Consider the following 14,482-nt stretch of genomic DNA (forward strand, 5'->3'; position numbering starts at 1 on the left):
TATGTTATTCTGTTTTTAGAATTTTACAGAACTAATAACAATCACTTCAGGAAATGAAAGCTACGCAACACATAAAAAGGATTAGTATTGAAACGGTTTGCATACTGTATGTTCTGTTGTTTGACTATGCAGCTATTAGCAAACTACTAGATTTCGAAAACTTTCAAGTGCAGTTGGGACAATCGCCACTACTAAGTGCCTTTGCGAGTTGGGTTTCATGGGGTGTCCCAATCATAGAAATTTTTATAGCCTTGACACTGCTAATTCCAAGATATCGGGTAATAGGGCTATTTGCAGCTTTTAGCCTAATGGTAATGTTTACTAGTTATATCATTATTATTTTAAATTTCAGCTCTTTTGTTCCCTGTTCCTGTGGGGGTATTTTGGATAAGTTGGGTTGGACTGAACATCTAGTTTTTAATAGTGCGTTTGTCTTAATAGCACTAATAGGCATTCTGCTGTTAACATCTACCAAATTAGCCGACAATACAAGAAAACGCAACAGCATTTTTATTACAGTTCCAGCCTTATTGGTTACTAGTATTGCTGTTGTAGTTTTACTTTTTGTATTATCGGAAGATATTATTCATCATCGTAACAATTTTATTCGCCGTTTTCCTCATTATCCCGCAACTGAAATACGACAAAAGGATCTTAAATACAATTCTTACTATTTTGCAGGAACCATTCCGGGAAAAATATATCTGGGTAATTATACAACACCATTCCAAATTACAGTAGCGGACACTCTTTTAAAAACAATTAACAAGCATAATATTCAGCTTGATCGAGTCGATTTTTCTTTTCATAGTGCCGAAATACGTGTGCTTGATTCCTCTTTCTACCTATTTGATGGAACCGTTCCCTGTATTTATAGAGGGAAAACAGCAAATTGGAAAGCAAAATTACAAGCACCTATAGCAATTAGATATACACTGGCAGAGCCAGTAGATACTAACACAGTTGTTTTCCGTGCTTTTGCACCTAAAACTGGAGAAAATATCTTAGGACTATTTAAACTTGCAACAGAAAATACTACAGATTTTAAACCGAAACTTTTAGAAAAACAGATTGATGGGATATTTGATACAGATGGTATGCTTAAATATGACAAAGTAAAACGTAGTGTCGTCTACCTATACAAGTACAGGAATCAGTTTATTTCAACTGACCAAAATCTTTCAGTTGTTAGTCGAGGTAAAACTATTGATACATTTAGCATAGCAAAAATTCAAGTAAAATACTTGCCTGCTTCTAAACAACGAAAAATGTCTACTCCTCCTTTTGTAGTTAATAAAACAATAGCTGTTCACAATAATCTGCTGTATGTGGCATCTGCTTTACCTGGGAAATTTGAAGCAATAGAGCTATGGGACGCGGCAACTATAATTGATGTTTATGACCTTTCAAACAATAGCTATCTTTTTAGTTTTCCTATTTACAATGTAAAGAAAGAAAAAATGAAAAGCTTTATCGTTCAAGGCAATCTACTGTTCGCTATCGTAGGCACACATTTGGTACTTTACAAGTTGAACCCCCTCTTTAAAAGCAATCTCAAAAAATAAAGACAGGAGTTATATCTGTCTAAAATTATACTGCGCAGTATCAGGGATACGATCGAAAACCTGTTAACAGAGTAGATCATAAATTTTTAATTCTATAATTATGAAAACAGAAATTTCAAAAATGATTTTGCCTATGGCAGTCATTGCAGTTGCCGTAGCTGGCGCATTCAGTTCAAATGCTATGAATAAAAATTCAAAAGTATTTGCTCCAAAGCAAGGTTACACACATACCAGTCCTTCATCGGCTTGTAATATTTCTAACACGTGTTCCGATATCGGTACAGACTTTTGTACTGTAGGAGTGGAAGAGGTAAGATTGTGGGGTAAAACTAATCCAGAGGCTACAACTTGTAACGTTCCACTTTACAAGCAATAGGTAAAAGGGAACAGTTCTAATCTTTGGAAATACCCGATGGCAATGCGGTTTCTTATAAATAGAAACCGCATTGCTTTTTTTAGGAATTAACATCGGTTTATTTTCAATTAATTGGCAACTTTATATCGGCTAGCCCCTCCTTCTTTAAATAAGTGTCAAACCACCTTTCAATCTGTTGAGTTAAATGCTGTTGATTCATCCGCTCCGCTAATGCATGCCCTTCATTTGGATAGAGTAACATCGTGCATGGCTTTTGCAGTCTCCTTAACGCCATGTAAAAATGCACAGTTTGTAAGTAATGTATTTGTGGATCGGTGTCTCCTGACCAAGACAAAAGGGGCGTAGTCACATTTGCAGCATCAAGCACGGGTGAATTATCAAAATAGCCCTGTTTGTTTTGAAATAAGGAGGTTCCCATTCGGAACTGCTGTATTTCAAAACGAAAGTAATTCGCTTTGCCTGTTGCACCGTTAATATGCAAATAAAAACTAGTGAAATCAGATATGCCGGCCCCTGATACAGCCCCTGCAAATCTATTACTATGCGTAATGATGAAATTAGTCTCGTATCCACCAAAAGAATGACCGATAAGGCCTATATGGTCAGATGAAATAGACGCTTTCAAAAGCGCCGCATCGGTGGCTGCCAAAACGCAATCCAGTGCCGATTGTCCGGGCTGACCTTCTTGGTAAACGATATCTGGATACAGTACAAAATAGCCCTGAGCCGTTAAATTACGGACATTAAATCCTACTCTGTTATGTAGAGAAGGATTTATATACCAGTGTAATTCTTGCGACTGTTTCTCATAAATATGAACTACCATTGGGTATTTTTTTTGCGGATCATAACCCGCAGGATAAAATAGTACCCCTTGCAAAGGGATGCCTGAACTGTTAGTATAGGCGATGTTTTTCGCGGTACTCCACAAATATTTTTGTTGTTGGCTATTGCTTTGATGAACAAGAGTCGGTCGTGCCCGAGCATCTGATTTAAAAACCAGTGCAGGGGAGTGCTCAAAAGTTTCTTCGCAATACACATAGGCGTTTCCTTTTTTGGAACTTATCAAATAACTAATTTGCTTTTCTTCGAATGCGATTGATTGTAAACCGGTATTACGCTGCCACAGAGAGTAACCACTGGCTCTGTAATCGGTACTATGGACCTGCAAAAAGAGTTTTTCATCCAAATTGAAACAGGCACTGGTCAAACCGCTGTAATTGTAAGCACTGCGTTGTGCTTGCTCTTGCAGCGCTATTCTATAAACAAGATTGTTTTCCTTGCCACTAGTTAAACGAATGGCTTTACTACCATCGGGAGTAATTTTCCAAAGATCAAATTGGTCATATACCAGCAATGATTCGTCGTTTGCACTCCAGCCTACAAGTCCAAAAGGTTCAGCATCTTCTTGCACAACATAAGGGTGCTCTGAAAATACAGACCTGTTTTGGGTAATATTAATATGCTTGGCTTGGGCAATATTGTATACCCACCAGTTTCCATCCTTAAAATAACTAAAATAGCCACCACCAGGGGAGGCAAGTATAGGATAATCTAAACTAGGATGCTTTTTCAGGAAAAGCTGCTTTTTACCTGTATCCAGATTAAGTATCCACGAAGTTACATCACCATTGTCTTTGAATTGGGGGTGGTAGGCTCCATCATCAAATAAAAGGGCTACTTTTTTATTACCATTGAGCATCATTGTCGATAGTAGAGTATCGGTTATTTGTATATAGCGATTGCTTTTTGGCCACCATAGTCCGTAAAAAGAGGTGTTTGTAATTTGCTTTCTTTCAGGATACAGCAGACGATCGGTAGTTTTCCAAACCATAGCAGTATCCGTTGCTGTTACAGCTGGATCGTTTTTACAGATTTTCATAAATACTCTTTCTCCATCATCCGATAAAACCACCGGAGGTAAATCAGTGGACAATTGCATTGCTTTAGGAAAGGTTACATGGCTGGAATTAAAAGACACTAATTTCTTTAGTGCTATACTATAGTGATAAAGTGTTGTTTTTAAGGGATTAGCTAAAGAAACGCTATAAAAACTCACAGCTTTACTATTTTTGCTCCACGCTATTTTTTCAAAGTTTTCTTCGAGGCGCTGTGCCATTTTTAATTGCGGGAATTGCTCCTGCATAAATACTAATTCCGCAACAGATCCTTTCGCGCTTTTTGTGATAATGCCCAGCATAGTCTGGTCGGTACTCCAAGCATAAGAAAGCACGCTATCGAAGCTTTTAAGTACTTGTCCATTATTTTTACAAATCACTATCTTTTGCTGTTTTTCGTCACGGATGCTAAGAATAAGATAATGGTTATCAGTGGTAAAAAGGAAGTCCGTAACATTGTCAAATTTAGTTAGCTGACTCGTTTTTAAATCGACCAGTTCCAGAGTATTTGCAGCAGGAAAATAGGCGAAAAAATCATCTTTGCTAAATTTTCCATTTTTACCCTTCGGAAAAATATGGGTCTTTAAATTCCGGGTATTGCGCACAAATAAGGTGTCTTGATGCGATTCATAATTTACGCTATAGCTCACCCATTGGCCTTTATCTGAAAGCTGTTGTGACACCAGTTTTCCCCACAACTGGTAATCAGCAGCAGTCAACGGCTTTTTCTCATTTGTCTGTCCTATGGAGAGGTTGGAAACCAAAAATAATAATAATGCAATCATTCGACAGCAATACCGGTAAATGACCATCAACGTATATCTTTTTTTATTTCTCATAATATCTTTTATTAGTAGCCTGTGTTTTGGGGGGCAAGATTTGGGTTCAGCAGTATTTCAGTTTCTGGAATAGGAAGCAATGCATCGGTCGAGTTCCAACCAATTTTACTTCCCAGAACTTCACTGAGTTTTTCATATCGTTTTAAATCAAAAAAACGATGTCCGTGTTCGGTGAATAATTCTATGCGTCGCTCTTTTAAAATAGCATCTAAAATCTGCTGTTGTGAAGTAGCCTGGGTCGAATCGAGCCCCGCTCGATTTCGAATCACATTCAAATCTTCTTTCGCACCAATAAGGTCTCCAGCCCGTGCTCGTGCTTCGGCTCGAATGAGGTACTGTTCTTCAATTCGAAAAATTACGGAATACTCCGAGGATACAGCGGTACTATTATTTTCCTTGTATTTATTAGCATGATACCAACTTGTTGTGCCATCAGATACTGCCTTGGTCCAGTAATTTTTGCGCTGGTCCATTGGCTCAAAATCGGCCATAAGTGCATCACTTAAAGCCGTAAAAGGGGGTGGTCCTGCAGTAAATATAAAGAGGCCACCCTCTTCTGTGCTATTGCCATAATAGGCAGGCGAAAATTGCCATATTGTGCTGCGACTGCTATTCAAAAAAACAGAATTAAGATTGTCTTCAATAGCATAATCCGTGGTATTGTTAAGGACAGCGGAAGTGGCATTGGATGCCTCTGACCATAATCCGGCATACAAGTAGGTTCTTGCCAGTAAAGCCTGAGCTGCATAGCGATTGGGTCTGACTCGCTCTCCACTTGTGTCTTCTTGGGGAAGCAACGCAACAGCACGATTTAAGTCAGTAATTATCGATTCGTATACATCGGCTACAGCCATGCGACTTACAGCTCTATTTTGCCTATAATCTGTTGAGGTGATATAGGGAATATTTCCATATAAATTGACCAAATAGAAATGAACTAGAGCCCTTACAAAAAGGGCTTCTCCAGTCAGCCGTTGCCCTATTTCATTTGGTAAGTCACTGGAGACAGCAACTCCCTCTATTAACGCATTAGTAGTATAGATAACATGGTAACTGTTAGTCCACAATCCGGCAACAGCATCGTTGGATGCCAACAGACTGTTGGTGTAAAATCCAAAGGTTGAATTTTCAGTATCGCCATAAAAAGTGAGCTCGTCTGCATAATGCCCCAACTGATTCGACAATCCAAGGGGGGATCCAGTTAATAGTGTCGAACTACGCAATTGCGCATAAATAGCGACCATAGCTGCGTTAGCAGTAGCTGGACTTTCGAATAGGTCACCAGCGGCAAGCTGTGACGATGGTAGTTCAGTTTCTACAAAATTTTCGCAAGCTATAAGTGACAAGAATAAGGCTATAGAAAATACTAATGTAAGAGAACGCATCTGTTTTTCAGGTACCCTAATAAGAAGACTTTTTTTAGTAAATAGATTTTTCATTTCAGTGGATTTAAGGTTAAAAAATGAATTCGATGCCTGTAGTAATTATTTTCAAAGGAGGCAAAACTCCTCTTGTTTTAAATTCAGGGTCAGCTCCTCGATAGGAAGTCAGGGTAAGTACGTTTTGTGCCTGAATATTGAGTTTACACTCGACACCTTTTAACCAGCTAGGAGGGAGCTGATAACTCAAGGCCACATTCTTCAATCGAATGTAAGAAGCATCTGTAATCGTTGCATCACTATCCCTATATTTAGTATAAGCATTGGCAACTGCAGCATTAGCTCCAGTGCTGTATTGCTGAAAAGGACCTGTATCGCCCGGATTTTGCCATCGCGCCAGTACATCAGTAGTTTGGTTGTTTCGGCTTCCTGGCAAGCCAAGAGTTGAAGCTGAATTGTAATTCAGTTGTTTGACAAACTGGAATAGAAAATCGAGTTGTATCCCTTTATAGTGTAACTGGTTTTGGAGCCCTCCATAAAACTCAGGATTCAAGTCTATTAGGTACTGCTTATCGTCTTTTGCTGATAGTTGTCCATCCCCATTAAAATCTTCAAACTGATACAGTCCTGTTGCTGGGTCAAGTCCTGTAAAATGATATACTTTTACGATGTTTAAAGGAGATCCAATGACGTATTTGTTGGAGTAGGTGGAGCTTTCTAAATCAGGAAATCGCAACAGTTTATTATTCAAAATACTGATGTTGAAATTTGTACTCCATCCAAAATTCTTCTTTTGAAAATTTACGGTTCGCAAGGTCAATTCGATCCCGTCATTCTGTACGCTAGCATCAAGATTAGCTTGTATGCTGTTAAATCCTGTTGTACCAGGCAAGGGAATCCCCACTAACTGGCTTGATGAGGTATTGCGAAACCATCCAGCGGTCAGGAAAATACGGTCATTAAATAAGCCGAGTTCTGTTGCTATCTCAAATTTTTTATTGCTTTCCCATCCAAAATCAGGATTAAAAAGTCGTGCAGGTTCCAGCCCAACAACTCCTTGGTACGGATTTCCTGATGAGCTGTAGGTATCTAAATACTGGTAATCCCCAATTTGGTCATTTCCTGTTGTGCCATAACTGGCACGTAGTTTTCCAAAACTTAAAAAAGAAGGACTACCGTTGTCTATAAAGGATTTCGAAAAGAGCCAGGCAGCACCAACGGCACCAAAAGTGGCAAACTTATTACCTGGTCCAAAACGGCTTGAACCATCCCTTCTGCCCGTAACATTCACAAAATATTGGTCCTTCCAACTAAAATTGGCTCGTCCAAAAAAAGCTTGGTATTTGTATTCTGTAGAACCGCTACTCATGATACTAACAGTGGAGGCTGATGCCAAATCATAAATTAAACTGTTGCTGGTAAATCCTTCACCCGACAAAACAAGCTGTTGACCAGTTAGCTGGTTAAAAGTACTTCCCACCAATACTGCGATCTTCCCTCGACCAATATCGGTATGCCAATTGAGTTGAGGCTCCACAATCCAAGATTGACGGGAAGTCGTAGTAGTAAAAATCGACGAAAACGCACTGTCCAGCCCGTAAGCAGGATCATAAATGGTCGATGGAAAAGTACTACTCTCTGTATGTTTGAGGTCAGTAAAACCAAAACTAGATTTTAGTTCTAAATGGTAGGGCAAGGCATAGGATAAAATAGAATTGGCCACAAAATCATAGGTTTTGCTCAGCGATTTACCGTTTAGATTGCTCAAAGGGTTTTCCCAAGTACTGTTCTCCCAGTTCAGCTGCCCTGCAGTATCATATAGTGCTGGGGCATTCGGCGCTAGTTTTCTCGAAATAGTGGTAAGATCGGTAGAGGGCTGATTATTGTCTTGTACGGTATATCCAGACGAAAAAGTAATTCCAAACTTTTTATCAGTAGCTAGATGGTTGAGATTGATACGGACATTTCCTTTTTTATATCCAAAATCACCAGGAAAAACAGTGGTTTCCTTCCCATAATTTCCATTGATGATAAACTGAGTTTGCTCATCACCACCCGAAACGGATGTTTGTAGGTTCGTGATAGTCGAACTCCCTCCTGTAAGCTCTTTTTGCCAATTGGTATTGCGGGTTTGATCCCAAGTACCATTGACTTCATATGCAGAAGCGGGATACTTCGTATAGCCATCATTGGCATACGCTTCTTTTCGCATCTGTACGTATTGATCTGTATTCATTAAATCCATAAAACGGGTTACTTTCCCAAAACCATGGGAGTAATGGGCAGTATAGGAGGTTTTGCCCGCCTTTCCTTTTTTAGTGGTAATGAGTACTACTCCATTGGCGCCGCGGGAACCATATATGGCGGTGGCATCGGCATCTTTGAGCACTTCTATGCTTTCAATATCCCCGGGATTCAAGTTATTCAACGGACTTGTTAAAGTGGGCATAATTGTAGCTGAGGCGTTAAATCCAATAGGATCGCTGGCATAGGGGACACCATTTATAATATATAGCGGTCGGTTTCCATCCGGTCTAAGACTATTTTGTCCCCGTATCTGAATGTCAAATCCACCACCAGGCACTCCAGTAGTTTGCGTAATGCTTACCCCAGCCATACGACCTTGCATGGCAGCCAATACGTTCGTTACAGGTTGTTTTTCAATAGTTGCGGCCGTAATACTGACAATGCTTCCGGTGCGTTCTTTTTCTTTGACGGAATAGTAACCAGCATTGACGCGGACTTCCTGCAAGGTGGTTATGTCTTCCTGCAATTGGATATTTATTATTTTGCGACCGCTTATGGACACTGTAATAGTTTTAAATCCCAAGAAAGCAACCACTAAAGTATCGTTAGGTGATGCTGTGAGCCTGTATTGACCATTAAAGTCAGAGATAGTTCCAGTTGTAGCTTTTCCTTTTATGGAAATTGTCACGCCGGGTAAAGGATTAGTACCATCAGTGATGGTACCGCTTATTTGGTTTTGTTGCTGTTGGTACTGATTTTGCCTCAGTATCTTGCTTGCCTGAGCAGGGGTGTAGCTGAGTGAGAACCCGATAATAATCAGGTACCAAAAAGCCAATCTCCCCTTGTAAAATGAAATTTTTTTCATAATATTGGGTTAGTTAATTGAAACGTTAGTTTTGTTAGCGATGGTCCTCTATACTAGTTTGCTGACGGGTTAGAGGGCCTTTTTTTTATAAGTCTTAAAGTCATCAAGTCTTTAGGGATGGTATTTTATTCTGTCATAGTTGATCTTTTGTTAGTGGTTAGGACTTAAACATTAATTTATTTTTATCCATGTTGAATTTTAATTGTTATTCTGTTCTTTTTTGCATCGCCCAAAAAAGAACCAAAAAACGCTAGCCTGGACTGTTCGTCGACCCGCTATTTTATCAATTCTGAAATCCAACAAACTCGCTACGCTCAAACAGTGTTGGATTTTTTCAGAATTGCTAAAAACGGTTGCCCGGCTGCCACAGTCTAAGGGCGGTTTTAACGAGAGCGTATTTTGATGAAACGTATGTTCTATATTCTAACTTATTTCATATTTAATATTACTCATTACATATTAAATTGCTGTCGTTTCAGGGATTCAATTGTCCTTAGCTTCCGCAGTCGAGCGTCAAATGTTTGAAGAATACGTAAAAAGAAAAGCTGTTTGAGCGTAGCGAGTTCTTTTCTTTTAGTATTCGAAAACCAATTTGACCGACGAGGGAGCGCAGACTTGATTTTTTTGTTTCTTTTTTGATCAAGCAAAAAAGAAAATTAGTGACCATAAATCCAAAGGCATATAAGTGCTATAAATGCCACTATTAATACAGCTTTTATTTGTCTGTAGTATTTCATAATATCAATTTTGTATGTTATAAAATCAGTTGTATACCCATTGAGTTTTGGGGCAATGGTGGTATAAAAAAGGAAAGTTGATTTTCAGGATCGGCTCCCAACCCTTTGTTTAAAGAAATAATATTCATAATATTGGTATAGTTAAATGAAACGTTAGTTTTATTAGCTCCGGTCCTCTATACTTATTTCGGGAATAAGTTGGAGGGCCTTTTTTTATTGTGTCATTGCGAGGGATGTAGCAACCTCACTATTATTAGTGTATCATAGGCAACGAGTTTTAAGATTAAAAATATCCTGCACCTTTTATTAACAAATTCAAATTAAATTAACTAGGTGTTTTTATTCAAAGGACCTTTCGGTGCAGGTGTTTTTTAGTTATGGGTCATGGGTTTAAAGTTGGGCATAGGAATCTTATGCCGGTTACGAAAAGGACGTTTTCTTAACTGGGATTTTATGCGGTTTTTGTGATTGAAACCACTGCTAATACTTAGCGTTGACTGCTTTAGTTATGTAGTTGTATTTTACTCATAGGCATACGGGTTTTAACGGGTTAAACTGCTGCGAGACTATGAAAAATGAAGAAGCGGTGCTAAGAATGAAGTTGAGTAATGCCAAAATATTGGGCCAAAAAAAATGGCATGGAACTCAGCTTATTGCCTTAGAGGTACTGGTATACCGGGGAACAATAAGTGAGCCCACGCCATGGGACGTGAGCATCTTACTTATCATTTCGTTCCTTTTAAAATTACCAGTTTTCTAAGACGAAATTCAAAGCGAATGCTTCAAATATTTTAATTGAAGAAACGCAAATATATGTATTCAATTACAAACTTACTAAAAAAAGATCAAACTGTCACTATCGTGACAATAAATATCGTTAATAATATATTCTTTTGTCTCAATGGTTAATAAAACGAATAATAAATCTTCAGATAGTAAGAAAGAAGCAGTTGTATTTCTGCTTGACCAATTCATATGTGATTACATAAGAAATGAATGGTTGCATGTTAATAAGCCCGTTTTACCGCAGGCCCAAGAATTAGGAGTACATCGACATATTATAAAAAAAATTCTGGATGACCAATCATATAGAGTGCCGGTGTCAACATTAGCAATCATTTGTTTTTACAAAAAAATTGCTTTATCAGATTTTTTCAAATTAATAGAAGAAAAATACGGTTCTAGAATAAATGATGATTTCGTATTAAAAACAAAAAGAGATGCCTAGGCATCTCTTTTTGTTTTATAGTGATCCCGAATAGTTGTCAATTCGGGATTATTACTTGTCAAAAACGGAGGAATTGATTTCATGCCAAAAGAGTGACTCGCTATAGGTTCTATATTTGGGTATGGAATGGTATGAAATAATAGGAGTAGTTGTTATGTGATTTTTAGGTCTTTACCTGTGAGGGATTATAATAAAAATGATAGTTGCAAGAGTAGGAGGAAGGAGTGAAAAGATGCTGATGAGGTGTCTTTTTTTTGTTTTATAATGGTATCGAATACTTATCGATTTGGTGTCCAAATAAAAAGTCCTTATGATTATTTGTAAGAAAAAAACAATACATTTGGAAAAACATAAAACGAAATAAACTTTCGGCTATACACCCATATTAGGTATGCTTAGCGAAGGTTTGTTTCGCATATAAACAAGTTGGTGGTCAGCTTAAAGAACCGAAAGAGGAAAAGCGACTAACCAATGTTTAGAAACAATTAAACAAAAAATGACAGTACGTAAAGCAAATATTAGTTACTTTCAAAACTATGCAGAAGTAACAACAGAAACAGTTAAAAATATAAACAATTCCTTTTCAAGAAGTAATGCCCCTTTTGAAATTAAGCTTGTTCCTCTTGAAGAGCATCCAAACTACCAAGATTGGAAAGAATTTTTTGATATATACTTTGTTGATGGTCTATAATGTTCAAGTACACATCTAAAGAATTTGAATAAGGAATGATTTCATATATTGTATTTACCATTATTTTAGGGATAGCTTCACTATATTTATGTTTAAACTCATCTATTTCATCCTCAAACTTTTTATTGAGTAAATACCCTATATTTTCTTTGTCTTTATTTTCCTCGTAGAAAACATCCATTTTGTTTTTTATTATTTCTGCATTTACTTCAAGTTCTTTTTTATAATTCTCGGAAATTTGTTTATATGTCATAATTAAGTATTTAAAGTGAAGACCAAAAAGAGAGCAAACAAATTGCAATCCGCCTCTTTGTCTATTGGAAAATATTTAGAAGTTTTAGGATAAATCTTTGATAACTTATCTTTACTCCATTTCCAAGGTCTAAAAAACAATTTACGGCATTTGCCATTTTTTAAAAAATACTTACTCATTTTTATTTAATTGGTTATATCTGTAATTCGCCTATAACTTTTTATTATGAGTTTGTATTTTAATCAAACATAAGAAAATTATTTCATAAATTGCGGTTTAAAATATAATTTTATGGAACATAGTATTGGTGTTGGCGCAATTGTAGGTTTGATAACAGCTTCTTCCTTATACGTTTGGAATTCTAATGAATTTACAAAAGAGCAAAAGACATTTTTATTAATAGCAATCGTATTTGCCCCAGTTCAATGGATTGGTATTTTGGTCATTAAATATTACAATAATCATAAATTTGAAAGTTCGCCCGAAAGAAAAACTGAAAAGAAATTAGATTCAACTATTTCAAACTTAACAGAGTTAAAAAGTAAAGGGATTTTATCAAATGAAGAATATAACTCAAAAGTTAAGAAAGTTAAAGTAGAAAAAACAGAACAGAACTTAAAAAACTCTCTGGAATATAAACAACTAAAAAGTTTATTTGATAGTGAAATTTTGACAAAAGAAGAGTTTAAAAATAAGATTCAGTTATTACAAAAAGTTTCAGAAAAAGAAGTAAACACAAAAGAAATTAACAAAAAAATTGATTCGACAAACAAAGATTATTTTGAAGTAGTTGAAGAAAAGGAAGAAAGTTTAATTCCTATTTATATAGGTTCAATTTTATTTTTTGCTTTAGTAAGTTGGGGAATACTGATATACTCAAATAAAACTACGAGTAATTCAAAAGATGTATTTACTCCTATAGCAATTGACACTTCTGCAGTTTATAATACTAACTATCAAGAGCCTTTAAAAGTAAAGAAGTATGCTTATGTTGTAATAACTGTTAAATATCCTATACTATTAACTTCTCAAACTGGTGGGTCATATGATTCGGATACAAGTTCTTTCACTCCAATAATATATTACTGTGATATTGCTTGGGAGAATAAAGACCGAATAACTGACATTTTTGAGATAGAAGATTATAATGAAGATGTAAAATATATGCATTTAGATAAAGCAGAAAAAGACGTAAAAAATGAGTTATTTTATTTAAAAGATAATTTTACAGCATCAATTCTTAGAGATTGTAAAAACGATGATAAACGAGAGATAATTAAGGGTCAAAATTACAAATCAGAAGTTACAGATAGGCAAATATTTACTTTTGATTCCTATTCCGAAGCAAGTATAAATAAAGAAAAAATAAATATTAAATATTAAATGAGTACAATTAAAATATCAACCCCCACTGGCGCTCGTTTATCAACCTTCTCTGGTGCTTGTCTGCGACGAGTACCTATTTAAATTAACAGCTAAATCGTAGCGTTTGTAGCGCGGTTAATGACAAGAAATTGTATTTTGCACTTAGGCCAGCTATTGGTGCTTTGCTTTTGCCGCCCACAGCTAATCGAAGGTTGCAGGAAAGAGTTTGAATTGTAGTTGAAATCCCATATATTTACTTTCTAATTAACAAAATTGAGTTCGTTTGGAGGTTTTTAGACGAACTGACGTTGGTGGCAATTCAAAAAAAAAAGACAAAATTGAAATAAAATGTAAAAATTTATTTTGATTCATATTTAATTCAAAATAAATTTAAGGATGACAGAAATTCCATATAAAGAAATATCGCTATTAATTTTAGGTACATTAAGTACATTTTTGATTTGGAGAATTCAGTATCAAAAGGATAAAATTAAGAATATTGAAAGCCAACTTTCAGATAGAAAATACAAAATGTATTCAGAACTTATTTACTTAATTTTTGACATAACTAATGCTGAAAAATTAGGCGAAGAAATAACCCAACAAGATATATTAAAACGAATTTTAGGTATTAAAAGAGATATGTTTTTATATGCCCCAGATGAAATGTTCAAAACATTTACAAATTGGACACTTGAACTCAAAAATCAAACAAATGGGACACGACATTTTAAAACATATTTTGAGTTAATGAAATTAGCAAGAAAAGATATGGGGCAAATAAAAACAAAAATAAAATTAGACGATTTTATGCTTTTTTATATGCAAGATGAATTAGCATATAAAGAATTTAAAAGAATAAATGGTTGGTAAAGGAACTGCCACCAATAGCTAGAGTTTCGTTGCGTGCGCAGCACGAACAATGAAACTCCTGTTGAACAGCCTGTCCCGCTTTTTCGGGAGAACCGTTCACTGGCAGGTAATATGGAGTTTTCGTAAAGTTTTGAGAGAGAATATCAAGAGGATTTAGTATCCTCTT

At 36.3% G+C, this 14,482-nt stretch carries 9 protein-coding genes; 5 read left to right on the forward strand and 4 right to left on the reverse strand.

All coding sequences use genetic code 11. The annotated features are described in order from the left end of the window. Positions 1 to 53 precede the first annotated feature (53 nt). Positions 54 to 1,565 (forward strand): MauE/DoxX family redox-associated membrane protein, encoded by a 1,512-nt coding sequence (locus BC952_RS12170; RefSeq protein WP_121365893.1) that lies wholly within the window; start codon positions 54 to 56, stop codon positions 1,563 to 1,565. Positions 1,566 to 1,665: 100 nt separating this feature from the next. Next, positions 1,666 to 1,941 (forward strand): DUF6520 family protein, encoded by a 276-nt coding sequence (locus BC952_RS12175; protein ID WP_091168915.1) that lies wholly within the window; start codon positions 1,666 to 1,668, stop codon positions 1,939 to 1,941. A gap of 103 nt (positions 1,942 to 2,044) precedes the next feature. Here the strand turns inward: BC952_RS12175 and BC952_RS12180 are convergent, their stop codons facing one another. From BC952_RS12180 to BC952_RS12190, 3 genes are read right to left on the reverse strand one after another with little or no spacing between them, the layout of a single operon-like run. Further along, positions 2,045 to 4,678 (reverse strand): S9 family peptidase, encoded by a 2,634-nt coding sequence (locus BC952_RS12180; RefSeq protein ID WP_121365894.1) that lies wholly within the window; start codon positions 4,676 to 4,678, stop codon positions 2,045 to 2,047. An 11-nt stretch (positions 4,679 to 4,689) separates the two neighbouring features. Next, positions 4,690 to 6,117 carry a RagB/SusD family nutrient uptake outer membrane protein gene (locus BC952_RS12185; RefSeq protein WP_244200147.1) on the reverse strand — a complete coding sequence of 476 codons (1,428 nt, stop codon included), beginning with the start codon at positions 6,115 to 6,117 and terminating at the stop codon, positions 4,690 to 4,692. Positions 6,118 to 6,133: 16 nt separating this feature from the next. Next, positions 6,134 to 9,169 carry a SusC/RagA family TonB-linked outer membrane protein gene (locus BC952_RS12190; RefSeq protein WP_121365895.1) on the reverse strand — a complete coding sequence of 1,012 codons (3,036 nt, stop codon included), beginning with the start codon at positions 9,167 to 9,169 and terminating at the stop codon, positions 6,134 to 6,136. Between the two features lie 1,638 nt (positions 9,170 to 10,807). Between BC952_RS12190 and BC952_RS12200 the strand changes: the two genes are divergently transcribed. Continuing rightward, the gene (locus BC952_RS12200) at positions 10,808 to 11,134 is read left to right on the forward strand and encodes a hypothetical protein (RefSeq protein WP_121365897.1); all 327 of its coding nucleotides are present in this window, start codon (positions 10,808 to 10,810) and stop codon (positions 11,132 to 11,134) included. 608 nt (positions 11,135 to 11,742) lie between these two features. Here BC952_RS12200 and BC952_RS12205 read toward each other — a convergent pair. Continuing rightward, positions 11,743 to 12,078 (reverse strand): hypothetical protein, encoded by a 336-nt coding sequence (locus BC952_RS12205; protein WP_121365898.1) that lies wholly within the window; start codon positions 12,076 to 12,078, stop codon positions 11,743 to 11,745. Positions 12,079 to 12,369: 291 nt separating this feature from the next. Here BC952_RS12205 and BC952_RS12210 point away from each other — a divergent pair, with 291 nt between their 5' ends. Together BC952_RS12210 and BC952_RS12215 are read left to right on the forward strand one after the other, a co-directional pair. Continuing rightward, positions 12,370 to 13,461: an SHOCT domain-containing protein gene (locus BC952_RS12210; protein WP_121365899.1), complete on the forward strand. Its 1,092-nt coding sequence runs from the start codon at positions 12,370 to 12,372 to the stop codon at positions 13,459 to 13,461. Positions 13,462 to 13,839: 378 nt separating this feature from the next. Further along, positions 13,840 to 14,316 (forward strand): hypothetical protein, encoded by a 477-nt coding sequence (locus BC952_RS12215; RefSeq protein WP_121365900.1) that lies wholly within the window; start codon positions 13,840 to 13,842, stop codon positions 14,314 to 14,316. Positions 14,317 to 14,482: the final 166 nt, after the last annotated feature.

The organism is Flavobacterium limicola (assembly GCF_003634755.1).
GTDB classification, from domain to species: domain Bacteria; phylum Bacteroidota; class Bacteroidia; order Flavobacteriales; family Flavobacteriaceae; genus Flavobacterium; species Flavobacterium limicola.

Bases quoted from the DNA above. Each gene is read 5' to 3' on its own strand.
- BC952_RS12190 (WP_121365895.1), bottom strand. From the start codon at position 9,169: ATGAAAAAAATTTCATTTTACAAGGGGAGATTGGCTTTTTGGTACCTG.
- BC952_RS12205 (WP_121365898.1), bottom strand. From the start codon at position 12,078: ATGACATATAAACAAATTTCCGAGAATTATAAAAAAGAACTTGAAGTA.
- BC952_RS12210 (WP_121365899.1), top strand. From the start codon at position 12,370: ATGGAACATAGTATTGGTGTTGGCGCAATTGTAGGTTTGATAACAGCT.
- BC952_RS12170 (WP_121365893.1), top strand. From the start codon at position 54: ATGAAAGCTACGCAACACATAAAAAGGATTAGTATTGAAACGGTTTGC.
- BC952_RS12180 (WP_121365894.1), bottom strand. From the start codon at position 4,678: ATGAGAAATAAAAAAAGATATACGTTGATGGTCATTTACCGGTATTGC.
- BC952_RS12200 (WP_121365897.1), top strand. From the start codon at position 10,808: ATGGTTAATAAAACGAATAATAAATCTTCAGATAGTAAGAAAGAAGCA.
- BC952_RS12215 (WP_121365900.1), top strand. From the start codon at position 13,840: ATGACAGAAATTCCATATAAAGAAATATCGCTATTAATTTTAGGTACA.
- BC952_RS12175 (WP_091168915.1), top strand. From the start codon at position 1,666: ATGAAAACAGAAATTTCAAAAATGATTTTGCCTATGGCAGTCATTGCA.
- BC952_RS12185 (WP_244200147.1), bottom strand. From the start codon at position 6,117: ATGAAAAATCTATTTACTAAAAAAAGTCTTCTTATTAGGGTACCTGAA.